Source organism: Streptomyces sp. NPDC046909, assembly GCF_040644695.1.
In the GTDB taxonomy this organism is placed as follows: domain Bacteria; phylum Actinomycetota; class Actinomycetes; order Streptomycetales; family Streptomycetaceae; genus Streptomyces.
In genome coordinates this window covers 75,433-96,532 of record NZ_JBEYXC010000014.1, presented here as the reverse complement: position 1 = coordinate 96,532, position 21,100 = coordinate 75,433, and the positions used below count along the sequence as shown (strand labels likewise).

Sequence of the window (21,100 nt, the reverse complement as noted above, 5' to 3'; positions counted from 1 at the left end):
AGGGGCTGTCGGCCACAGCAGGTCATACATGCCGCGCACCTCCGCCTTGGGCAGCGGCGGCCCCCTCGCACAGCCGCTCCAACGTCACCGCCGGGGCTCTCTGCTCTCTCAACAGCCCCAATGCCTGTTCCAGCCAGGCCAGTTGGCCAGCGCTCACCTCAACTCCCCGACATACCACACGGTTTGGTATGGAGCCTGGCCGGGAGCGGCCAAGGGCAGGAGGGGGACTACGCCTCGGGAGCGCAGGCTGCTTCCTGAGCCGTCATGACCTCATCGCCGTACTCGAAAGCCCATGTGCCGAAGGCGTCGATGGGCGACAGCAAGGTCCGCCCCAGAGGGGTGAGTCGGTACTCCACCCGCGCGGGCGCGTGGGAGGCAGGCTGGCGCTCGACGAGTCCGTTGAACTGCAACCGCCTCAGGGTCTCGGTCAGGACCTTGGAGCTGATGCCTCCGATCCGTTCCCGGAGTTCGACCGGGCGGCTGGGGCCGTCGCGCAGCGCCCAAAGCACCACGGCGTTCCAGGTGTTGGAGAGCAGGTCGAAGGCGAGGCGGGCGCGGCAGTCGGCGAGGAAGGCGTCGGTGGTCACGTACCAAATGGTGCCCGAAGCGCCTTCTAGCGTCGTTGTGAACGATCCAGCAAGGACGGAGAGGTGACCGTGTGATGAGAATCGGCGTACTCGGAACGGGCAACATGGCTGACGCCCTCGCCACCCACTGGGTGCGGGCCGGGCACGAGGTGGTCGTCGGGGGACGGGACCCGCACAAGGCGGAGCGGCTCGCCAGGCGCATCGGAGGCCGCGCGGAGCCCGCCGGTCTGCGCGCCGCGGCCGAGTCCGCTCAGGAGGTGGTGCTGGTCGCGCTGCCCTTCGGGGCGGGGGCGGAAGTGGTACGGGACTTGCGCGCGCCCCTGGAGGGCAAGGTGCTGCTCGACTGCTCCAACCCGGTCGGGCCGGGCTTTCGGCTGCTGACGGAGGGAGGTCCCTCGGCGGCCCAACGGCTGGCCGCGGCGGCGCCGGGGGCCCGCGTGGTCAAGGGTTTCAACCTCTGCCACGAGGACGTGTGGCGTATGCGGCCCCCCGTGTTCGACGGGCGGCCGCTGGCCGTGCCCCTCTGCGGGGACGACGGGACGGCCCTCGCGCGTGTACGCGAGTTGGTGCGGGACGTGGGTTGCGAGCCCGTGTCCGGCGGTGGTCTCGAACGAGCGGGATGGCTGGAGGCGACCGCCGCGCTGTTCATCGCCCTGTGGGTCGGCGAGGGGGCGGACGCCCAGGCAATCGCGCCTCCGTTGGCCTACGCGGCCGGCCCGAGTCACCAGGCCGGCCCGAGTCACCAGGCCGGATCGGACCACCGGTAAGCAGCCCTGCCCTGGACGGCCGCCGTGCTACCGCGACAGTTCGAAGGTGATGTGCGGGGACAGCGCCCGCAGAAAGTCGGGCGCGTCGAAGATCTCCCCCGCCGAGGCCACGCCGACCGTGCGGGTCCGGCCGGTGAGGATGCGGTGGACCGCCTCGACGGCGAGGGGTGCGGTGACGGCGTAGATGTCCTGGCCCGTGGCCACGGCGCGTCGTTCGAGGTCGCCGGAGCGGACGACGGCGTCGACGAGGAAGGTCTGGTCGGAGCGTCCGTCGTCGTCGGCCGCGGTGGGGGCGGGGGTGCCCGGGGTCGCGAGGTCACGGGCCGCCTCGGCCGCCATGTGGGTGCGGACGTCGGGGATGGAGAGATGGCTGGGGATGGTGACGACGTCGGCCATCGTGAACTCCCCGACCACGTCCCTGGTGCCGAGCGGTGCGGGGAACGGCCATGCCAGGACGGTCGGTTCGTTGTCGTGGTACTCCAACTGCCCGTTGGCGTAGCGGACGCGCCTGCCGCCGCGCCGCTCGTGGGAGACCGCGCCCGCGGTGCGGGTGCCGGCGGTGGGGTGCCAACTGCTCAGCCCGTACGCGACGATCGCCTCGTTGGCCGAGGTCCAGTCGCCCATCGCGGCGGTGGCCAGCAGGTCGCCGAGGCCGCCGTAGAAGGCCATCGCGGGGACGATCACCGCCCGCAACTCCCGGGCGCGGTCGGCGAAGTGGGCGAAGGTGTCGGCGTTGGCCTCGATCTCTGCGGCCACGTCCACGTACGGGATCCCGGCGCGCAGGGCCGCCTCGATGACGGGAGCGGCGGTCGTGGCGAACGGGCCCGCGCAGTTGATCACCGCGTCCGCGCCGGCGAGGGCGTCGTCGAGCGCGGCCGGGTCGTCGACCGACGCCTGCCGGATCTCCAGGCCGGGGGTGGCTGCCGCCAGTTCCTTCAGCCGGTCGGCGTCGCGGCCGGCGAGCACCGGGACGAACCCGCGCTCCAGCAGGTGCGTCACCACGAAGCGTCCGGTGTGGCCGTAGGCGCCGTACACCGTGACCGTCTGTCCCGTTCCCATGGGTTGCTCCCCCGTGCTCGATTGATCGACCGATCCGGCCGACCCGACTGAGAACATCCTGGCGAGAATGGGCCCTCCCGCGTGAGTGTCCGGAACGACGTGTCCCGTACAGTTTCGGACATGAGTACTGTCGCGCTGGCCGTCACCGACGGAATGCTGCACTTCGAACTGTCCATGGCGTACGAGGTGTTCGGCTCCCTGCCGGACGGCGTGAGCGTTCCTTGGTACGACGTCACGGTCTGCGGGTCGGCGGCCGTGCGGGTGGGGCGGTTCCGGCTGGAGCCCGATCAGGGGCTGGACCGGCTGCGGGACGCCGACACCGTGATCGTCCCCGGGTGGGCGGACGTCGACGTGGATCCGCCGGCCGAGCTGGTGGACGCGGTGCGCGCGGCGCATGCGGCGGGCGCACGGGTGGCCTCGCTGTGCACCGGTGCATTCGTGCTGGCCGCGGCGGGGTTGCTGGACGGGAAGCGCGCGACCACGCACTGGGCGCACACCGACGTGCTCGCGGCCCGCCATCCGCGGGTCGAGGTCGATCCGGACGTGCTCTACGTGGACAACGGCAGCGTCCTCACCTCCGCGGGCAAAGCCGCCGCGATGGATCTGTGCCTGCACCTCGTACGCCTCGACCACGGCTCGGCCGTCGCCAACGTCGCCGCCCGCCGGCTCGTCGTACCGCCCCATCGGGCGGGCGGACAGGCGCAGTTCGTGGCCACGCCGGTGCCCGCGCGGGACGACCATCCGCTCGGCGACCTGTTCCCGTGGGTGGTCGCACGCCTGGACCAGCCGCTGACCGTGGAGGATCTGGCCCGCGAGGCCCGGATGAGCTCACGCCATCTGGGCCGGCACTTCAGGGCGGCCACCGGCACCACTCCCCTCCAGTGGCTGCTGACCCAACGGATCCGCCGCGCCCAGGAGTTGCTGGAGGCCACGGACGACAGCGTCGACGCCATCGCGACGGCTACCGGCATGGGCACCGCCACGACGCTGCGCCGGCACTTCAACCGCACGGTCGGGGTACCGCCGGACACCTACCGGCGCACCTTCCGCGCCCGGGCCCAGCCCGACCCCGCCTCCGTAGGGCCTCTCGCGCCTCTCGGGCCTCTCGGGCCTCTCGGATGACGAGGTCGGTGCTGGAGTCGCCGGCCCTGCGCAGCCGGATCAGCGGCGCAGCTTCACCTTGCTGAGCGCCGCGACGCCCACCGCCGCGAGCGCGATCTGGATGAGCCACTCCACCCAGTCGACGCCCTCCGTATCGGCGACGTCGAGACCGGCGGCGATGCCGGTGCCGATGAACGCGGCGATGATGCCGATCGCGATCGTCCAGAGAATGCCTATGCGCTGACGACCGGGGACGACGAGCCGGCCGAGGACACCGATGACGATGCCGATGACGATCGCGCTGATGACGCCTGAGATCTCCATGAGCGGTATACCACCCCTCACTCGTTGGTGAGATGCGAGTGCCCGTTCGAGTGGATGCCAGTCTGATCGGTTTCGTGGGAGGGGAAATGCCCTGCCGTGTTCACGAGGCCGGGTTGAACAGCTTCCAGTGCCCCTCGGAGATCACTTCGACGGCGCCGTCGGCCACCTTGATGGCGGTCTGCTCGTCGATCGCGTAGGCCGGGCCCGTGATTTCCGCGGCCCATCGTTCTGCCGCGGCCATGGTGTTCTCGGGACAGGCCGGATGATCCAGATGCGGGAAGATCGAGAAATCGACCAAGCCCAGCGCATTGTCGCCACCGGTCGGCGGCCTCCAGCCCACGAAGTCCGCCCCGACGCGGGGTGTCATCACCATGCTCCCGGCGCTGAGTCCCACATAGACCGTGTCGGTCAGCGACGGCAGGAGTTCAGCCAGCCCCGACTCCCGCATCCAGTGGGCGAGGAACAGCGCGTCCCCGCCATTGACCAGCAGAACGTCGGCCTCCCGGACCCAGGAGACCCAGCGCACCTCGTCGATGCTGGGCAGCGCCGTGAGTTCCAGCACGCCCACCGACTTCCACCCCAGTCCGGTCATGGGGTGGGGGCTCCGTCCACTGATGAATCGCCAGGGTCCGGCCGGATCGGCGTCGGGGCTCCCGTATCCCGCGGTGGGGATGCACAGGGCGGTGGACTCGCCGATCGGCTTGCCCAGGAGGCCGACCAGCGCCTCCTGGATGCTCGCGTTCTTGACACCGGAGTCGGTGAGGAGAAGCTTCATCATGACCTTCCCGAGGAGTTGTGACGGACATCCGAAGCACGGTGACTACGCCGGGTTCGACACCATCGGCACCCGGGTCGTCCCCGTACGCCGAGCGGAGCTCTTCGTCCCCGCGGTCAGGAAGAACGTGACCGCGTAGGTGAACCGGCCTGCGCCTACGGCCTCGTCGAAGCGGGAGACGAAGCGATTCGCCTCCTCGGGGGTGAGGTGGTCGTGGGTCGCGGCGGTGTGGGCCCAGGTGCGCAGGCCCATCACGTTGTCCACGGCGGAAGGGTCGCGGACGATCAGGGTCCGGGCCTCCACCGTGATGTCGTCGAGGCCGCGAGCCGCGAGGAGTCCGGCGTGGTGGTGGGCGAGGGTGCCGTTGCGCAGGAGTACGTCGGCGCGGAAGCGCAGTACCCGGCGGGCGAGGTCCTGGTCGTCGATGTCGAGGACCTGGGTGTCGTAGTCGGGGTCCGCGAGTGCGATCCGGCCGCCGGGGCGGAGGACGCGGAGCAGTTCGTCCAGCACCCGGTCGGGGTCGGCGACGTGTTGGAGTACCCGGTCGGCCCACACCCCGTCGAAGTAGTCAGTCCTGAAGGGGAGTTGATGTCCGTCCGCCACCACCGCGTGCGCCAGTCCTCGCGCCCGCGCCTGCTCGATCATCGTCAACGAGCTGTCGACCGCGACGACTTCAGCCCTCCACCGTGAGCGCAGCGCCAGTGCCGCGTCCCCGGTGCCCGCTCCGACCTCCAGCAGCCGGGCGCCCTCCACGGGGCGCAACAGCTCCTCCAACCGCTGCTTGTAGGCGGCGTAGAACGGCTCCGCACCCACCCGGTCAAGGACCTGCACCCAGTCCCCGGGCCTGGGTTGGGTGTCCACCGAGGTGAAGCCGTGTGCGACAGCGGGATCGGTCATGGAGGCACGGTAGTGGCCAGGCCTGGCGCCAAGAAGCCTGCACAGCGCCGCGCATCGGCCGTCCATACGGGTTCTACGGGTCAACTCGCCGTCTGTGAGCGGAAACTGTGGCCGAGTTCAGGGGTACGGAGGCCGTAGTAGTGGCGGAAGTTGTAGATCAGCGGGCTCCAGGCGGCGGGGTCGATGTGCTGGGTGCCGGGGATCACCACGGAGGCGGCGGCGTGGACGCGTACGACCTCGCACTCCACGATCCGGAACCCGCCGTCGGGGCCGGCCGGCGTGATGGTCCGTGCGGTGGCCTCCAGTTGGAGCGGGCACTCGGCGACTCGGGGCGGACGTACCGTCTCCGAGGCCTGAGGGTGCAGCCCCGCTGCCGTGAACTTGTCCGCTTCGTGGCGGTAGCACTCGCGCTTGGCGGCGGGTACCGGGTCCGCCCCGGTGAGCGGGGCGATGCGTTCCACCGCCGCCCACAGTTCGGGCGAGGGCAGATTGATCACGAGTTCCGGGCACTCGGCGAGATTCGCCAGGGTACGGCTCTCCGCGCCCAGACCCAGGACGACCGTGTGGCCTAGCGCCCAGGCCGAGGAGATCGGGGCGAGGTTGGGGGTGCCGTCCGGGTTCTCGGTGGTCAGCAGGGCCACGGGCGTGCCGAAGTACAGGATGCTCGGCGAGATGGAGAGGTGGTCGGTGGGCGTGGTGGCCGTCGGTGTCGTCGTCGCGTTCACTGAAACGACGCTAGAGGGCGGACACTTCGGCGGCCGCCGAAGTACGGGTCGCCGAGAGTCCCCGCCCCCTGCTCTGACCGGCGGTGGGTCTTCTCAGGTGAGGTCCGCCATCGACTTGCCGACGTCCGCGAGGGTGGCCGGTTTGCCGTAGTCGCCCTTGTACTTGTAGGCGGGCGCGTCGCAGCGGTAGGGGCCGTTGTCCGGGTCGAAGTCGGCCGCCTGCCAGCCCTTGGCCGTCGCCTCGACGATGGAGTAGCACTTCGGCGGGACGTCCGTCTTGCTGAGGTCGGTCGGGGCCTGGAGGCCGCCGCCCGTCCACGCCGCCTGCTTGACGGCGTTGTCGTAGACGCACTTGCGGGTGAGCGTGGCGCAGTCGCGGGCTGAGGTGGCGAACAGCAGCCAGGCGGAGAAGGCGCGCAGCACCGGGTAGGTGACCTGTTTGCCGGGCGCGTACTTCTTGAACAGGTCGATGACCTGCTGGGTGGCCGGGCTGGACGACGCGCTCTCCAGGGGTGCGGTGGCGGAGAGTTCGGCGTAGTTGTGCTGCTTCGCCAGGGCGGGGCCCGCGAGTTGGAGGAAGGCCGGGTTGTAGGCGTTGCTGTTGGCGTCGATCCAGTCGGGGGCGTATCCGATGTCGGTGAGAGCCTGCTCCAGCTTGGCGAGGCTCGCGAAGTCGCCGAGGAAGGTGAGTCCCTTGACGCCCTTGCTCTTGATGGCCTGGGCGAAGGGCGTCCAGTCGGCGACGCCGGCCGGCGGGTAGAGGTCGGTGTAGGAGACCTTGCCGCCGAGCCCGCCCACCGCCTCCTCGTACTGGTCGGCGAACCCCTTGCTGACCGGGCTGTCGCCCGCGATGATGCCGACCTTCTGCGCCGAGTCGGGGTACTTGTCCTTCATCAGCCAGGTGTAGTAGCCCGCGTACGGGAAGTATCCGACACCCGCTCCGGTGGCCAGGGCCTGGAGGTCGGAGCCGACCGCCTGGGTGGCCTGGGCCGCGAAGTCGGGCAGCAGGCACTTCAGCCGGTCCCGTACGCCGAGGCCGTCCAGTGCGGCGCCGCCGCCGACCAGGGCGAAGTCGGACTCGCAGGCCTTCAGGACGCCTTCGCGGACCTGGAGGAGCCGGGTGTCGTGGGTGACAGGGACGAGTTTGCGGCCGTTGATGCCGCCGGCGGCGTTGCACCAGGAGGTGAACACCTTGGCGGCGTCCGGGAATTCGGAGTTCTTGGTGAAGCCGATGTCGGACAGGACACCGACCTGGATCGACGTGTCGGTGACCCCCTGAACGGTCGAGGGCCCGGCGGTACCGGGACCGCACACGTCCTTCAACGTGCCGAAGTCGGCCGACGCCTGGGCCGAGGCGCCCGCCGCCGGTGTGGCTCCGGTGCCCTCGGCGGTTTCGTCGCCGGAGTGGGAGGAACAGCCGGCCAACAGCACCGCGACCGCGGCGACCGTGCCGATGAGCAGCCTGCGCAAGGTGCCTCCTCGGGGAGTTCGGACGCCCGACGAGGCGGAAAGTACATTCTCTTTTTGAGCGAAGCAAGCACTCAGGCAAGAGAATGTGACACTCCAAAGATCGCGGTCAGCACCCTGGGGGCGGCGAGGCCCGACTATCTTGAGGACTGGACTCAGAGGACTGGACTCAAGTGAAGTGCGTGGTCTTCCACGCCGGTTGAGCACGGAGACGAACGGAGGTACCTGGTGAGACCCGGATCCGTCGCACTCGTCCGCGCCTGTCTTCGGGACGGCACGGGCGGCAGCCCCACCGCGGTGGTGGTGGACGGGTCGCTGAGCGACGAACGGCGGCGCCGGCTGCCGGTGGAGAACGGCGCCTCGCACGCCGTCTTCGTCGACTTGAGCGGCGAGGACGTCGTCGGCCTGCGGTTCTTCACCACCGAAGGGGAGCTGCCCGCCTGCGGTCACGGGACGGTCGCCGCGCTGGCCTTCCTCGCCTCCCCAGCCGGAGGCGGGGAGCGTGGGCGGGTTGCGCTCCGGGCGGCGGGACGCGTCTTCGACGGCTGGTGCGAGGGAGACGGGGCGGAGTTCAGCTCCTCCTTCGATCCCGGGCCCGTCGGTCTGCGCGAACCCGATGACGCCGAACTCGCCCTCGTGCTCCCTGCGTTGGGGCTCGCATCCGAGGAATCCGGGGCGCGGGCGCGGGTGGCCGGCGTCGGGCGGGAGCGGATCCTCGTGCCCGTGCCGACGCGTGCCGACCTCGCGGCCCTCACCCCGGATCTCGGCCGGCTCCGCGCCGCCTGCGACCGCTTCGGCCTGCTGGGCGCCTACGTCTACTCCCCGGCGTCGCCGACCGGCAGGCTGGCGGCCCGTATGTTCGCGCCCTCGATCGGTGTCCCGGAGGACATCGCCAACGCCAACAGCACGGCCTGTCTCGCCGCTCACCTCGCCGAGCGGGCGGGCGTCAAGGAGATCGCCGTCGACATGGGCGACACGCTCGGCAGCCCGGCGACGGTCACCGCCATGGCCCGAACCGGACCGGACGGGCGGCGAGTCCTCGTCGGTGGCACGGCACATGTCGTGGGCGCGGAGCGCGTCACCGCTTGAGACACCCCGCCACCGCCTCAAGACCGCCCTCGGTCGGATCAGGCCTGCGGATGCGGCTTCACCAGCCCGCTCTGATAGGCGATCACCACGAGCTGCGCCCGGTCCCGGGCGTCCAGTTTCGTCATGGCGCGTTGGATGTGGCTGCGTACGGTCAGCGGGCTCAGGACGAGTCGTTCGGCGATCTCGGCGTTGGACTTGCCGTGGGCGGCCAGGGCCGTCACTTCGCGTTCGCGGTCGGTCAGTGCCTTGACGGCGGCGGGGAGGGCGAGGAAGCCGTCCGTGTCCGGGGTGGCCAGGAAGCGGGTGATCAGGGCGCGGGTGGCGGTGGGTGAGAGGAGGGAGTCTCCGGCCGCCACCGTGCGGATGCTCGACAGGAGTTCGTCGGGGCGGACGCCCTTGCCGAGGAAGCCGCTCGCGCCCGCGCGCAGGGCCTTGGCGACGTTCTCGTCGTTCTCGAAGGTCGTGAGGACGAGGATGTGGGTGCCGGAGAGTTCGGGGAGGGCGCAGATGGCCGCGGTGGCCGCCACGCCGTCGAGGTTGGGCATGCGGATGTCCATGACGACGACGTCGGGCCGGTGCTCGGCGGTGAGGTCGACGGCTTCCTGTCCGTCGGCGGCCTCGGCGACAACGGTGAGGTCATCGGCGGAGTCGATGAGGATGCGGAAGGTGGCCCTCAGCAGGGCTTGGTCGTCGGCGAGCAGGACGCGGATCGTCATGGGGCGGGGCTCTCGTCGGGGCCGTAAGGCAGCAGGGCGTCGTGGCGGTGGAGCGGTAGGACGCAGACCACCTCGAAGCCGCCCTGGGGGCGGTGGCCGGCGTGGCAGGTGCCGCCCACGGCCGCGGCGCGCTCGCGCATGCCGAGGAGTCCGAAGCCGCCTCCGGTGGTGGCGGGGGCTGTTGGGCGGTCGGCGGTGGTGTCGTTGGTGACGGTCAGGGTCAAGTGGCGGGGTGTGTAGGCGAGTCGGACCTGGGCGGTGCGGGTGGCGGCGTGCTTGGTGACGTTGGTGAGGGCTTCCTGGACGATCCGGTAGGCCGTCAGGTCGAGCACGGGCGGCAGGGGTCGCCGCGCGCCCTCGACAGTGACCGTCACCTCCAGGCCGATCATCGAGCAGGCGTCGACCAGGTCGGGCAGCCGGTCGAGGCCCGGCGCGGGGGTCAGGTCGGAGGTGTCGTTGTCCTGGCGCAACAGCCCTACCGTGGCCTTGAGTTCGCGCAGCGCTGCGGCGGTGGTGTCGGGGAGCTTGGCCATGATCTCGAACGCCTGGTCCGGGTGGGTGTGTGCCAAGTGCGCCGCGGTGGCGGCCTGGGCGTCGGCCAGGGTCAGGTGGTGGGCCACCACGTCGTGCAACTCCCTTGCGATGCGCATGCGTTCCTGGATCACCCGGTGCCTCGCCTCCTCCTCGCGTTCGCGGGCCGCGTGCTCGGCGCGGGCGACGGCGTACTGGCGGCGCACCCGGACGTAGGCGCCGAGGGCCGCCGACAGCAGCACCATGGCCACCGGGTTGGCGGTGGCGAGGACGGGCGAGTCGCGGAACGTCGGGACGGCCAGACCGGTGGCGGCCATGCCGACGGCGGTGGTCAGCGCGCTGTTCCAGCTGGTGCGGCGGGGCGTGCGGACGCCGGCGGAGTACTGCGCGACCAGGAGCGGGCCCATCACCCCGGCGGTCAGGAGGTAGCCCTGGACGGCCAGAGTGATCGCGCACAGGGCTGTCGCGGCGAGGACGTACAGGGGGTGCTCGCGGCGCCAGTGCAGTGCGCCGCAGGCCACGGCGGTGAGGGCGATACCGGGCCACAGGGGCGGCGTCTCGGGCAACACCGCCCGGGTGATGAGGACGCCGAGGGCGGTGAGGGCGAACAGCAGGGCCAGCGTCACGGCCTCGACGGCTTTCGGACGGGTCGCCGCCCGCCGCTGCCAGCTGTTGCTCATCACGCTCCGAGAAAGGTCCGAGGACAGTCATGCTCACACACCGCCGACCGCGGCGCCGTCTCGTGCGAGGGCGCCGCGGTCCGTCATACGGGCCTCAGGTCCGTCATACGGGCCTCAGGTCCGTCATACGGGCCTCAGGTCCGTCGTACGGGCTTCACACGCGGGCGGGTTCCTGGGGTGCCGTCTCGTCGGCCTCGGGCGTCCTCGGTGTGCCGAGCCCGGTGCCCTCGACGTCGACGCGGGGCAGCAGCCGGTCGAGCCAGGCGGGCAGCCACCAGGCCCTGTCGCCCAGCAGGGCGAGCACCGCGGGCACCAGCGCCATGCGGACGACGAAGGCGTCGAAGAGCACCGCGACGGCGAGTCCGAAGCCCATGGTCTTGATCATCGACTCGTGGGCGCCGATGAACCCGGAGAACACCGCGATCATGATGACCGCCGCGGCGACGACCACCCGGGCGCTGTGCCGGAACCCCGTCACGACCGCCTGGGCGGGCCGGTCGCCGTGGACGTACGCCTCGCGCATCCGGGAGACCAGGAAGACCTCGTAGTCCATGGCCAGGCCGAACACGATGCCGACCAGGAAGATCGGCATCAGGCTCATGATCGGGCCGGACTGCTCCACGCCGAGGAGTTCGGCGCCCCAGCCCCACTGGAAGACCGCGACGACCGCGCCGAGGGCGGCCAGCACCGACAGCAGGAAGCCGAGTGCGGCCTTGACGGGTACGAGCACGGAACGGAAGACCACCAGCAGCAGGATCAGGGCCAGCACGATGATGACGGCCAGGTAGGGCACGAGCGCGTCCTGGAGGGCGGCGGCGACGTCGATGTTCATCGCGGTGTTGCCGGTGACCTCGAAGGTCGCCCCCGTCTCCCGTTCCAGACCGGGGCGTTCGGCGCGGATCGTCTGGACGATGCCCTTGGTCCGCTCGTCGCTCGGGCCGGTGGCGGGCACGGCCGAGAGGAGCGCCGCGTCGCCGGCCTCGTTGAAGCGGGCCGGAGACACGGACACGACGCCGTCGGTCGCGACGATCCTCTCGGCGATCTCGTTCACGGCCGCCTTTCGATCGGCGGCGTCCTGGACGTCCACGACGATCGTCAGCGGTCCGTTGAAGCCCGCGCCGAAACCGTCCGCGAGGGCGTCGTAGGCGCGCCGTTCCGTCGACGACACGGGCTTGGACTCGTCCCCCGGCATGCCCAGCTCCAGCCGCGTGGCGGGCAGCGCCAGCACACCCAGACCGACGACACATGTCACCAGCACGGCCACGGGACGGCGCAGCACCAACCGCGCCCACCGTGAACCGCCGTTGTCGGCGGCCGGGGCCTCGGGGCCGTGTTCGCGCGTACGGCGGGAACCACCGTCGTCGGCCGCCGCCCGGGCCCCGGATCCGCGCTTGCGGGTACGGCGGGACAGTACGGCGTCGGGCCACATGCCCAGCAGGGCGGGCACCAGGGTGAGGGCGACCAGTACGGCGACGACGACGGCGCCCGCGGCGCACAGGCCCATCTTGGCCAGCATCGGAACGCCGATGACGGTCAGGCCCGCCAAGGCGATGACGACCGTCAGACCGGCGAAGACGACGGCCGAGCCCGCCGTGCCGACAGCGAGGCCCGCCGCCTCGCGGGGGTCGTGTCCGTGGGCGCGCTCCTCGCGGTAGCGGGAGACCACGAACAGGGCGTAGTCGATGCCGACCGCGAGTCCGAGCATCGTGGCGAGGGTTCCGGTGGTCAGGGACAGGCCGAAGGTGCTGCCGAGGGCCATGATGGCGGCCATGCTCAGCGCGACGCCGATCATGGCGGTGAGCAGCGGCAGGCCGGCCGCCGCGAGGGAGCCGAAGGTGATGAGCAGGACGACCGCGGCCAGCGCGATGCCGATCGCCTCGGAGGCGCCGCCCGCCGCGGGCTGCGTCGCGAGTGCGGTGCCGCCCGCCTCGACCGTGAGGCCGGAGTCACGGGCCTGGTCGATGGCCTTCTCCAGGGCCGCCTTGTCGGCGTCGGTGAGGTCGGCGGCCTTGACCTTGTAGGTGACCGTGGCGTAGGCGGTAGAGCCGTCCTCACTGACCGTGCCCGCGGTGAACGGGCTGACGGCGCCGTCCACTTGGGGCTCGTCGGCGACGTCGGTCACGAGGGTGTCGATGGCAGCGCGGTGGTCGGCCGCCGTGACCTTCTCCCCCTTGGGGGCGACGAAGACGATCCGCGCGTCGGCGCCGTTGGCGTCACCGCCGGGGAACCGCTCCCCGATCAGGTCGTAGGCCTTCTGCGCCTCGATGCCCGGCATGAACGACGTGCCGTCGTCGGAGGCGGCGGGCGCTTTGACGGCGCCGAGGCCGGCGGCGCCAAGGACCAGGGCCCACAGCAGCGCCACGAGCCAGCGCCGCCGGAAGGCGGTCCGGCCCAGCCGGTAGAGGAAGTTAGCCACGGGAAAGCGATCTCCAGGTCTGGGTTCGGGTGAATCACCAGCCTGTCGGGAGCGGGGGTGCCGGGGCATCGTGCCGGTGCTGGCACTCCCGCTTGGTGCCAGCGCACCAACCGGCACGCCCCTGCCCTCCTTGAGGAGGAGGGCGGGGTACTGCGCGGGTATGACGTTCCCACGTTCCCCGGTCAGCGGGGGTGGCCTTCCCGGTCACCTGCTGTCGCTCTCCTCCGTGTCCGTCAGGGCCGCCCGGCCCGCCTCCAGCCGGGCCGCGGGGATGCGGAACGGCGAGCAGGAGACGTAGTCCAGACCGGCCCGGTGGAAGAAGTGGATGGAGGCCGGGTCGCCGCCGTGTTCGCCGCAGACGCCCGTCTCCAGGCGGGAGTTGACGCCGCGTCCGGCCTCGACGGCCAGTTCCACGAGGCGGCCGACGCCGTCCTGGTCGAGGGTCTCGAACGGGGAGGCCTCGAAGATCCCCTTGTCCAGGTAGAGGGGGAAGAAGGAGGCTTCGGCGTCGTCGCGGGACAGGCCCCAGGTGGTCTGGGTGAGGTCGTTGGTGCCGAAGGAGAAGAAGTCGGCGGCCTCGGCGATACGGGCGGCGGTGAGGGCGGCGCGCGGGAGTTCGATCATCGTGCCGATGGGGAGGTCGAGCGGGGTGCCGGTCTCCGCCGCGACCTCAGCGAGGACGCGCTCGGTCTCCGCCCTCGCCAGGCGCAGTTCCTCGACCGTGCCGACGAGCGGGATCATGATCTCGGCGCGGGGCCTTCCGCCGTCGCGCAGCCGGGCGGTCACCGCCTCCGCCACCGCCCTGACCTGCATGGCCATCAGACCCGGCACGGCGAGGCCGAGGCGGACGCCGCGCAGGCCGAGCATCGGGTTCTGCTCGTGCATGCGCTCGACAGCGCGCAGTACCTCGCGGTCGTGCGGGTCGGGGTGTGCGGAGGCGGCGAGGCGGACGGCGAGTTCCGTGCGGTCGGGGAGGAACTCGTGCAGCGGCGGGTCGAGCAGACGGATCGTCACCGGAAGGCCGTCCATCGCCTTCAGGATGCCGGTGAAGTCCTCGCGTTGCAGGGGCAGCAGGGCGGCCAGCGCCCGTTCGCGTGCCGTGTCGTCGCGGGCCAGGATCATCGCCTCGACCAGGGCCCGGCGCTCGCCGAGGAACATGTGCTCGGTGCGGCACAGGCCGATGCCCTGCGCGCCGAGGGCACGCGCGCGTACCGCGTCCTCGGGTGTGTCGGCGTTGGCCCGTACGTCGAGGCGGCGTACGGAGTCGGCGTGGGCGAGGGCGCCGAGGACCGCCTCGGTGACCGGGTCGGTGCCGAGGCCCGTCTCCAGCGCGCGGCCGACGTCGGACGCGGTGAGCGGGAGCGCGCCGAGGTGGACGGTGCCGGCGGTGCCGTCGACGGAGACGGTGTCCCCCTCGTGGACGACCGCTCCGGACTCCGTGGTGAAGCGGCGGGCGACCGGGTCGACGGCGAGGGTCTCGGCGCCGCACACGCACACCTTGCCCATCCCGCGGGCCACGACGGCGGCGTGGCTGGTCTTGCCGCCGCGGCTGGTCAGGACGGCCCCGGCGGCGATCATGCCGGGCAGGTCGTCGGGGGTGGTCTCGCGGCGGACGAGGACGACGTGCTCGCCGGCCGCGGCACGGCGTACGGCCTCGGCGGAGTCGAAGACGACGGCGCCGACGGCCGCGCCCGGTGAGGCGGGCACGCCGTGCGCGAGGGGACGGCCGGTGGCCTCGGTGTCGAAGCGGGGGAACATCAGCCGGGTCAGTTCGGTGCCGTCGACGCGGGCCAACGCCTCGTCGGCGGTGATGGCGCCGTCGGTCCGCAGGTCGTGGGCGATGCGGAAGGCGGCCTCGGCGGTGCGCTTGCCGACGCGGGTCTGCAGGATCCACAGCCGGCCGCGTTCGACGGTGAACTCGACGTCGCACAGGTCGCGGTAGTGGGCCTCCAGGGTGTGCAGGTGGTCGCCGAGTTCGATGTACGCGCGCGCGTCGAGGTTCTTGAGCTCGCTGAGCGGGAGGGCGTCGCGGACGCCCGCGACGACGTCCTCGCCCTGGGCGTCGGGGAGGTAGTCGCCGTACCTGCCGGGGGCGCCGGTGGCGGGATCGCGGGTGAAGGCGACGCCGGTGCCGGAACCGGCGCCGAGGTTGCCGAAGACCATGGCCTGGACGTTGACGGCGGTGCCGAGGTCCTCGGGGATGTGCTCACGGTGGCGGTAGACGCGGGCGCGTTCGGTGTTCCAGGAGTCGAAGACCGCGCGGATGGCCCGGGAGAGCTGTTCGGCGGGGTCCTGGGGGAAGTCCTCGCCGGTCTCCTTGCGGATGATGGTCTTGAACTCCTCGGTGAGGCGGGCGAGTTCGGCGGCGCCGAGGTCATGGTCGTCCGCCTGGTGCGCGGCGATGGCCTGCTCAAAGAGGTCGCCGTCCACGCCCATCACCGTGTGGCCGAACATCTGGATGAGCCGACGGTAGGAGTCCCAGGCGAACCGCTCCTGTCCGGAGGCCTTCGCGAGCCCGGTGACGGAACGGTCGTTGAGGCCGATGTCGAGGATGGTCTCCATCATGCCGGGCATGGAGAAGCGGGCACCCGAGCGGACGGACACCAGCAGCGGGTCGTCCGGGTCGCCCAGGGCCCGGCCCATGGCCCGCTCCAGATCGGCGAGGGCGCGGGCGGCCTCCACGCCGAGCTCGAACGGCTCCTCGCCGGTGGCCAGATACACCTTGCAGGCCTCGGTGGTGACGGTGAAGCCCGGCGGGACGGGCAGGCCGAGGCGGGTCATCTCGGCGAGGCCCGCGCCCTTCCCGCCGAGGAGGGCGGCCATGTCACGGCTGCCCTCGGCGAACGAGTACACGTACTTGACGGGCGTGGTCATCACAGGCCTCTCATGCGTGCGGGACGACGGCCACGGGGCAGCCGACGTGATGGATGGCGGCGTGCGCGACGGGTCCGGTGCGCGGGCCCGCGGGGCGGTCGGTGATACGGCGGCCCACGACGAGAAGGCTCGCCCCGGAGGCCGCGCGGACCAGAACGGACTGGGGGCGGCTCTGTGTGACGGTCTCCACGACCTCGACGCCGGGGTATTTGTCGCGCCACACCTGGAGGACCGCGGTCATGAAGCCCAGCCATTCCTCGGCGCGGTAGGGACCCTCCACGAGTCCGATCTCGCCGGGGCCCAGGGTGAGCGGCGACGGCGGCTGCCAGGCGTGGACGGCCCTGAGCCGGGCGCCCCGGGTCCGGGCCGCCTCGAAGGCGAACTCGATGACCTCGTCGCAGGGGTCGTTCAGGTCGAGGGCGAGGACGACGTCCCGGTAGCCGGTGCGCACGGAGGCACCGCCGTCCCGGCCGGGCAGGTGTTCGTCGGCGGCCTCCTCCTCCGCCCGGACCAGCACGACGGGACGCTCGCAGCGCGCCACCACGCCCAGGGCGACCGATCCGACCAGGAAGCCGGTGAAGCCGCTGAGGCCGCGCGAGCCGAGGACCAGCACATCGGCCTGCTCGGACAGGCTCAGCAGCGCGGCGGTCGCGGGTCCGTCGACCTGGACGTCGTCCACGACGACGTTCGGGCAGGTGCGGCGGATCCGGTCCTCGGCCTGCCGCAGGGCGCGCTGTGCCAGGTGCCGCTGGGCGGCGGTGGGGGGCTCGCCGTCCTGGCGGGGGTGCCAGTTGCGCACATGCGCGAGCCGCAGCGGCCGCTCGCGGCGCACCGCCTCCCGGGCCGCCCACTCGGCGGCGGCGAGGCTCTCTTGCGATCCGTCGACTCCGGCGATGACGGGGCGAAGCATGGCGCGCACCTCCCGCGTTCGGTCTGCTCCTGATGCCAGCGTCCCGCCGGGCAGTGACCGCGGATATGGGCCGCCAGGTCTGGGGCCGGGGCCGTTCGGCCCCCTGTGGACCACAGGGAACGGCGGACAGAGTGGATGTCCCCGTACGGAAGGCGGCGCACCATGGAACGAGTGATCATCGCCGGGGTCGACCGGTCGGCCCGCAGCCGTGCCGCGGCCGACTGGGCCGCACGCGAGGCGCTGCTGCGCGGGCTGCCTCTGCGGGTGGTCCATGTGTCGCCGCCGGACGGCCCGGACCCGGTGCACCCGTGGCCCGGCCGGCCGGAGGCGGTCGCGGACCACGTGGTCGCCGAACTCACCGAGCGCCACCGCGTGCTCGCCGCCCGCGGCTCGCATCTGGACGGGGCCGCCGTCCCCGCGCTGAGGGCGGCCGGCGAGCACGCGGAACTGCTCGTGCTCGGTCTGCGCGGCGAGGGCGGTCACGCCGGGGTCGCCGTCGGTTCGACCGCCTCGGCCCTGGCCACGGAGTGCGGCCGGCCGGTGGTCCTGGTGCCCGGTACGTACCCCGGACCCTGGCGGCCCGGCCGGATCGAGGGTGTCGTCCTGGGGATCGACGCGCATGACCCGGCTGTCGGCCCGGTCGAGTTCGCCTTCGAGGCGGCCCGGCTGCACGGCGTGCGCCTGCGCGCCGTGCACTGCTGGACGCTGCCCGCGCGGGCGGCGCGATCGCCCTTCCCGGTCCTGGAGGAGGACCGCGCCGAATGGGAGGACGAGGAAGTGCAGGTGCTGTCGGACGCGCTGCGCCCGTGGCGCGGCAAGTACCCGGACGTCGACGTCCTGGAGGACGTACGGCTGCTGCCGCCCGCGCAGGCCCTCACGCACGCCTCCGGAAACGCGGAACTGGTCGTGGCCGGGCAGGGCGCCACGGCTCTCGCCCTGCTGGAGCACGCGCGGTGCCCGGTGGCCGTCGTACCGGCGTAGCACCGGACGGCCCTGGGATGGGGCCCTTCGGCCCCTGGGGAACCAGTCAGGTCCCCCGCACCGTGGGAGTCATGACGAACCGCGGCCGTATCGCCGTCATCGGCGTCGGGAACGAGTTCCGCCGCGACGACGGCGTGGGCTGGGCCGTGCTGGCCCGGCTCCGCGAGCGCCCGCTGCCGCCCGGGACCGACCTCGCGACCTGCGACGGCGACCCGGGGCGGCTGATCGGCCTGTGGGAGGGTGCCCGGCTCGCCGTGGTGGTGGACGCGGCCCACACCCATCCGGGCGACCCCGGCCGGGTGCACCGCCTCGAACTCGACGCCGGGCTCCTCGACCGGCCGCCGACCACCAGCTCGCACGGGCTGGGGCTCGGCGAGGCCGTCGAACTCGCCCGCGTCCTGGGCCTGTTGCCGCAGCGGCTGGTGGTCTACGCCGTGGAGGGCGCCGACAGCGCGCTCGGCACCGGCCTCTCCCCCGCCGTCGCGCACGCCGTCGAACCCCTGGTGGCGGCCGTCGAGGCCGAGATCGCGGGGAGCCCGTCATGACCGCGCGCCACTTCCGCGTGGAGGGCGTCGTCCAGGGCGTCGGATTCCGACCGTTCGTCCACCGCACGGCCTCCGAGCTCGGCCTGGAGGGCTGGGTCGCCAACGTCAACGGTCATGTGGAGGGCGAGGTCGCCGGACCGTCCCGCGCGATCGAGGAGTTCGCCACCCGGCTGCGCACCGACGCACCCGCCCTGGCCCGGGTGCGCAGCGTCCGGCTCACCGGCGACGGCCGGCAGCCGGCGTACGGCCATGGCTTCGAGGTGCGGCCGAGCTCCCCCGGCGGCCAGGGCACGGCCGCGCGCGAGCTCCCCCCGGACGCCGCGATCTGCGCGGCCTGTCTGCACGAGCTGCGCGATCCGCAGGACCGCCGGTACCGCTACCCGTTCATCAACTGCACCGACTGCGGCCCCCGCGCCACGATCATCGAGGACCTGCCGTACGACCGGGTGCGGACGACCATGCGCCGCTTCCCGCTGTGCGAGCGGTGCGCCGCCGAGTACGCCGATCCCGGCGACCGGCGTTTCCACGCCGAGCCCGTCGCCTGCCCCGACTGCGGGCCGCGGCTCGCCTGGCGGGATCTGCGCGGCGAGGAGGCGCTGCGGGCGGCGGTGAAGACAGTCGGCGAGGGCGGGATCGTCGCCCTCAAGGGGCTGGGCGGCTATCAGCTGGTGTGCGACGCCACCGATCCGGCGGCCGTGGCGGAGCTGCGGCGGCGCAAGCGGCGTCCGGCGAAACCATTCGCCGTCATGGTCCAGGACCTGCGGGCCGCGGCCCGCCTCGCCCGGGTCGGGACGAGGGAGCGCGAGGCGCTCACCGCTCCGGAACGGCCCGTCGTGCTCCTCGCCCGGCGCCGCCGGCACGGCGCCGTCCCCCTGCTCGCGCCCGAGGCGGGCTCCGGCCTGCCCCGGGTCGGCCTGTTCCTGCCCACCACCGGCCTGCACCACCTCCTCCTCGACGCCCTGGACCGGCCGCTCGTCGTCACCAGCGGCAACCTCGGCGACGAGCCCATCGCCGTCGACGACGCCGAGGCGGCCCGCTCGCTCGCCTCGGTCGCCGACGGGTTCCTCACCCACGACCGGCCGATCCGGTCCCGGTACGACGACTCCGTCGTCCAGATCACCGGACACACCCGGATCACCGTCCGCCGGGCCCGCGGGCTGGCCCCGGCAGCGCTGCCGCTGGCCGTACGGCACCCCGTCGCCGGGGTCGGCGCGCAGCTCAAGCACACGGTCACACTGGCCGCCGACGGCCGCGCGCACCTCGGGCCGCACACCGGGGACCTCGCTGGCCTGTCGACCTACGAGGCGTTCCTGACCTCGTACGACCACCTCAAACGGCTCACCGGCATCGAGCCGGCGGTCCTCGCCCACGATCCGCACCCCGGCTACCTCTCCACCCAGTGGGCCCAGGCGCAGCCGCTGCGGCGGATGCCGGTGCAGCACCACCACGCGCATGTGGCCGCCTGCGCGGCCGAGCACGGGGTGCGCGGCCGGTTCGTCGGCGTCGCCTACGACGGGCTGGGGCTGGGCGACGACGGGACTCTGTGGGGCGGCGAGATCCTGGTGGCGGACCTGCGCGGCTACCGGCGCGTGGGCCGGTTCGGGACCGCGCCGCTGCCCGGCGGGGACGCGGCGGTCCGCCATCCGTCCCGTACCGCCCTCGGGCATCTGCTGGGCGGCGAGACGCTGGGCGTCCCGCACCCGTACCCGTGGCTCACCCGGCCCTTCACCGACCGGCTCGACCCCGCCGAACTCGCCACCGTGCGCGCCATGGTCGCCCGGGACATCAACTGCCCGCGGGCCTCCAGCACCGGACGGCTCTTCGACACGGTGGCCGCGCTGCTCGGCCTGTGCGACAAGGTGAGTTACGAGGGCGAGGCCGCCGTCCTCCTGGAAGCGGCGGCGGGCGACGAGCACGCGCTGCCGCTCGCCCACCGGGTCGTACGGGCCCAGGGACTGTGGGTGTACGACCCCACGCCCTCGCTGGCCGACCTGCTGGAGCGCCGGCTCGACGGGGAGCCGGTGGCCCGGCTGGCGGCGGCCTTCCATCTCACGCTCGCGAACGTCACCGCCGAGCTCGTCGACCGCGCGGTGGCCGAGGGCGCGCCGCGCACGGTGTGTCTGGGCGGCGGCTGCTTCGTGAACCGGCGGCTGCTGATCGAGGTCAAGCGGCGGTTGCACGCGCAGGGCCTGCGGGTGCTGGTCGGCGGTCAGGTTCCGGTCGGGGACGGCGGTATCAGCTACGGGCAGGCGGCGGTCGCGGCGGCGCGGCTCTCCGAGGGGTGAAAGGGGTGAGGGCGGATGTGCCTGGGGATTCCGGGGCGGGTCGTGGAGGTGCATGACGATGCGGGGCTGCGGATGGGGACGGTGGATTTCGGGGGTGTGCGGCGGGAGGTCTGTCTGAGTTGCACGCCGGATGCCTCGGTCGGGTCGTACGTGATCGTGCATGTGGGGTTCGCGATCAGTGAGGTCGATGAGGGGGAGGCCCGGCGGACGCTTGAGGTTCTGCGGGCCATGGGTGGCGTGGGGGAAGGGGAGCTGGGAGCGCCGTTGTAGGTGCGGACGGGTCTGCGCGTGCGGGCCGTGTGCAGCTGGTCCCGCGGTTCCCCGCGCCCCTGAAGGGGCGCATCGGTACCGCTCCCGCACAAGGGATCCGG

19 protein-coding genes are annotated in these 21,100 nt (G+C 72.5%); 7 read left to right on the top strand and 12 right to left on the bottom strand.

Annotation, left to right across the window (positions count from 1 at the left end; genetic code table 11):
- Positions 1 to 227: 227 nt before the first annotated feature.
- Entirely contained in the window at positions 228 to 587 is a 360-nt protein-coding gene (locus tag ABZ928_RS37355) for a helix-turn-helix domain-containing protein (RefSeq protein WP_361528718.1), read from the bottom strand.
- A 74-nt stretch (positions 588 to 661) separates the two neighbouring features.
- Here ABZ928_RS37355 and ABZ928_RS37350 point away from each other — a divergent pair, with 74 nt between their 5' ends.
- On the top strand, positions 662 to 1,354 hold the full coding sequence (locus tag ABZ928_RS37350; protein WP_361528716.1) for an NAD(P)-binding domain-containing protein: 693 nt from the start codon (positions 662 to 664) through the stop codon (positions 1,352 to 1,354).
- 27 nt (positions 1,355 to 1,381) lie between these two features.
- On the opposite strand, the gene ABZ928_RS37345 is transcribed toward ABZ928_RS37350, so the two are convergent.
- Positions 1,382 to 2,413, bottom strand: a complete 1,032-nt coding sequence (locus ABZ928_RS37345; RefSeq protein ID WP_361528714.1) for a saccharopine dehydrogenase NADP-binding domain-containing protein — start codon at positions 2,411 to 2,413, stop codon at positions 1,382 to 1,384.
- 120 nt (positions 2,414 to 2,533) lie between these two features.
- Here ABZ928_RS37345 and ABZ928_RS37340 point away from each other — a divergent pair, with 120 nt between their 5' ends.
- The gene (locus tag ABZ928_RS37340; protein WP_361528712.1) at positions 2,534 to 3,535 is read left to right on the top strand and encodes a helix-turn-helix domain-containing protein; all 1,002 of its coding nucleotides are present in this window, start codon (positions 2,534 to 2,536) and stop codon (positions 3,533 to 3,535) included.
- Positions 3,536 to 3,574: 39 nt separating this feature from the next.
- Here the strand turns inward: ABZ928_RS37340 and ABZ928_RS37335 are convergent, their stop codons facing one another.
- The 5 genes from ABZ928_RS37335 to ABZ928_RS37315 all read right to left on the bottom strand — a co-directional run bounded on the left by ABZ928_RS37335 (position 3,575) and on the right by ABZ928_RS37315 (position 7,705).
- A complete protein-coding gene (locus ABZ928_RS37335; protein WP_361528710.1) occupies positions 3,575 to 3,838 on the bottom strand; it encodes a GlsB/YeaQ/YmgE family stress response membrane protein in 264 nt (87 codons plus the stop codon).
- Positions 3,839 to 3,938: 100 nt separating this feature from the next.
- Positions 3,939 to 4,616: a Type 1 glutamine amidotransferase-like domain-containing protein gene (locus ABZ928_RS37330; RefSeq protein WP_361528708.1), complete on the bottom strand. Its 678-nt coding sequence runs from the start codon at positions 4,614 to 4,616 to the stop codon at positions 3,939 to 3,941.
- A 42-nt stretch (positions 4,617 to 4,658) separates the two neighbouring features.
- Positions 4,659 to 5,510, bottom strand: a complete 852-nt coding sequence (locus ABZ928_RS37325) for a methyltransferase domain-containing protein (RefSeq protein ID WP_361528706.1) — start codon at positions 5,508 to 5,510, stop codon at positions 4,659 to 4,661.
- Between the two features lie 80 nt (positions 5,511 to 5,590).
- On the bottom strand, positions 5,591 to 6,235 hold the full coding sequence (locus ABZ928_RS37320; protein ID WP_361528704.1) for a flavin reductase family protein: 645 nt from the start codon (positions 6,233 to 6,235) through the stop codon (positions 5,591 to 5,593).
- A 93-nt stretch (positions 6,236 to 6,328) separates the two neighbouring features.
- On the bottom strand, positions 6,329 to 7,705 hold the full coding sequence (locus ABZ928_RS37315) for an ABC transporter substrate-binding protein (RefSeq protein WP_361528703.1): 1,377 nt from the start codon (positions 7,703 to 7,705) through the stop codon (positions 6,329 to 6,331).
- A gap of 225 nt (positions 7,706 to 7,930) precedes the next feature.
- Here ABZ928_RS37315 and ABZ928_RS37310 point away from each other — a divergent pair, with 225 nt between their 5' ends.
- A complete protein-coding gene (locus ABZ928_RS37310; RefSeq protein ID WP_361528701.1) occupies positions 7,931 to 8,791 on the top strand; it encodes a PhzF family phenazine biosynthesis isomerase in 861 nt (286 codons plus the stop codon).
- A gap of 38 nt (positions 8,792 to 8,829) precedes the next feature.
- Here ABZ928_RS37310 and ABZ928_RS37305 read toward each other — a convergent pair whose 3' ends face one another.
- The 5 genes from ABZ928_RS37305 to ABZ928_RS37285 form a co-directional block, all read right to left on the bottom strand.
- A complete protein-coding gene (locus ABZ928_RS37305; RefSeq protein WP_361528699.1) occupies positions 8,830 to 9,507 on the bottom strand; it encodes a response regulator transcription factor in 678 nt (225 codons plus the stop codon).
- Positions 9,504 to 10,718, bottom strand: a complete 1,215-nt coding sequence (locus tag ABZ928_RS37300) for a histidine kinase (protein ID WP_361528697.1) — start codon at positions 10,716 to 10,718, stop codon at positions 9,504 to 9,506. Before ABZ928_RS37300 ends, ABZ928_RS37305 begins: the two co-directional genes overlap by 4 nt.
- Before the next feature lie 154 nt (positions 10,719 to 10,872).
- Positions 10,873 to 13,134, bottom strand: a complete 2,262-nt coding sequence (locus ABZ928_RS37295; protein ID WP_361528695.1) for an MMPL family transporter — start codon at positions 13,132 to 13,134, stop codon at positions 10,873 to 10,875.
- A gap of 204 nt (positions 13,135 to 13,338) precedes the next feature.
- Complete coding sequence (gene ppdK / locus ABZ928_RS37290) at positions 13,339 to 16,008, bottom strand: pyruvate, phosphate dikinase (RefSeq protein ID WP_361528693.1); 2,670 nt, start codon at positions 16,006 to 16,008, stop codon at positions 13,339 to 13,341.
- 10 nt (positions 16,009 to 16,018) lie between these two features.
- A complete protein-coding gene (locus ABZ928_RS37285) occupies positions 16,019 to 16,918 on the bottom strand; it encodes a universal stress protein (RefSeq protein ID WP_361528691.1) in 900 nt (299 codons plus the stop codon).
- 162 nt (positions 16,919 to 17,080) lie between these two features.
- Between ABZ928_RS37285 and ABZ928_RS37280 the strand changes: the two genes are divergently transcribed.
- The 4 genes from ABZ928_RS37280 to ABZ928_RS37265 all read left to right on the top strand — a co-directional run bounded on the left by ABZ928_RS37280 (position 17,081) and on the right by ABZ928_RS37265 (position 20,999).
- A complete protein-coding gene (locus ABZ928_RS37280) occupies positions 17,081 to 17,899 on the top strand; it encodes a universal stress protein (protein ID WP_361528689.1) in 819 nt (272 codons plus the stop codon).
- A 71-nt stretch (positions 17,900 to 17,970) separates the two neighbouring features.
- A complete protein-coding gene (locus ABZ928_RS37275) occupies positions 17,971 to 18,444 on the top strand; it encodes a hydrogenase maturation protease (RefSeq protein WP_361528687.1) in 474 nt (157 codons plus the stop codon).
- Positions 18,441 to 20,729 (top strand): carbamoyltransferase HypF, encoded by a 2,289-nt coding sequence (gene hypF / locus ABZ928_RS37270; protein WP_361528685.1) that lies wholly within the window; start codon positions 18,441 to 18,443, stop codon positions 20,727 to 20,729. The genes ABZ928_RS37275 and hypF overlap by 4 nt, the downstream gene beginning before the upstream one ends.
- Positions 20,730 to 20,744: 15 nt before the next feature.
- Positions 20,745 to 20,999, top strand: a complete 255-nt coding sequence (locus ABZ928_RS37265; protein WP_361528683.1) for a HypC/HybG/HupF family hydrogenase formation chaperone — start codon at positions 20,745 to 20,747, stop codon at positions 20,997 to 20,999.
- The last annotated feature ends 101 nt before the right edge of the window (positions 21,000 to 21,100 follow it).

Coding starts and splice junctions, on each gene's coding strand:
- ABZ928_RS37350 (WP_361528716.1), top strand. CDS start 662: ATGAGAATCGGCGTACTCGGAACGGGCAACATGGCTGACGCCCTCGCC.
- ABZ928_RS37345 (WP_361528714.1), bottom strand. CDS start 2,413: ATGGGAACGGGACAGACGGTCACGGTGTACGGCGCCTACGGCCACACC.
- ABZ928_RS37340 (WP_361528712.1), top strand. CDS start 2,534: ATGAGTACTGTCGCGCTGGCCGTCACCGACGGAATGCTGCACTTCGAA.
- ABZ928_RS37335 (WP_361528710.1), bottom strand. CDS start 3,838: ATGGAGATCTCAGGCGTCATCAGCGCGATCGTCATCGGCATCGTCATC.
- ABZ928_RS37330 (WP_361528708.1), bottom strand. CDS start 4,616: ATGATGAAGCTTCTCCTCACCGACTCCGGTGTCAAGAACGCGAGCATC.
- ABZ928_RS37325 (WP_361528706.1), bottom strand. CDS start 5,510: ATGACCGATCCCGCTGTCGCACACGGCTTCACCTCGGTGGACACCCAA.
- ABZ928_RS37305 (WP_361528699.1), bottom strand. CDS start 9,507: ATGACGATCCGCGTCCTGCTCGCCGACGACCAAGCCCTGCTGAGGGCC.
- ABZ928_RS37300 (WP_361528697.1), bottom strand. CDS start 10,718: ATGAGCAACAGCTGGCAGCGGCGGGCGGCGACCCGTCCGAAAGCCGTC.
- ppdK (WP_361528693.1), bottom strand. CDS start 16,008: ATGACCACGCCCGTCAAGTACGTGTACTCGTTCGCCGAGGGCAGCCGT.
- ABZ928_RS37285 (WP_361528691.1), bottom strand. CDS start 16,918: ATGCTTCGCCCCGTCATCGCCGGAGTCGACGGATCGCAAGAGAGCCTC.
- ABZ928_RS37280 (WP_361528689.1), top strand. CDS start 17,081: ATGGAACGAGTGATCATCGCCGGGGTCGACCGGTCGGCCCGCAGCCGT.
- ABZ928_RS37275 (WP_361528687.1), top strand. CDS start 17,971: ATGACGAACCGCGGCCGTATCGCCGTCATCGGCGTCGGGAACGAGTTC.
- hypF (WP_361528685.1), top strand. CDS start 18,441: ATGACCGCGCGCCACTTCCGCGTGGAGGGCGTCGTCCAGGGCGTCGGA.
- ABZ928_RS37265 (WP_361528683.1), top strand. CDS start 20,745: ATGTGCCTGGGGATTCCGGGGCGGGTCGTGGAGGTGCATGACGATGCG.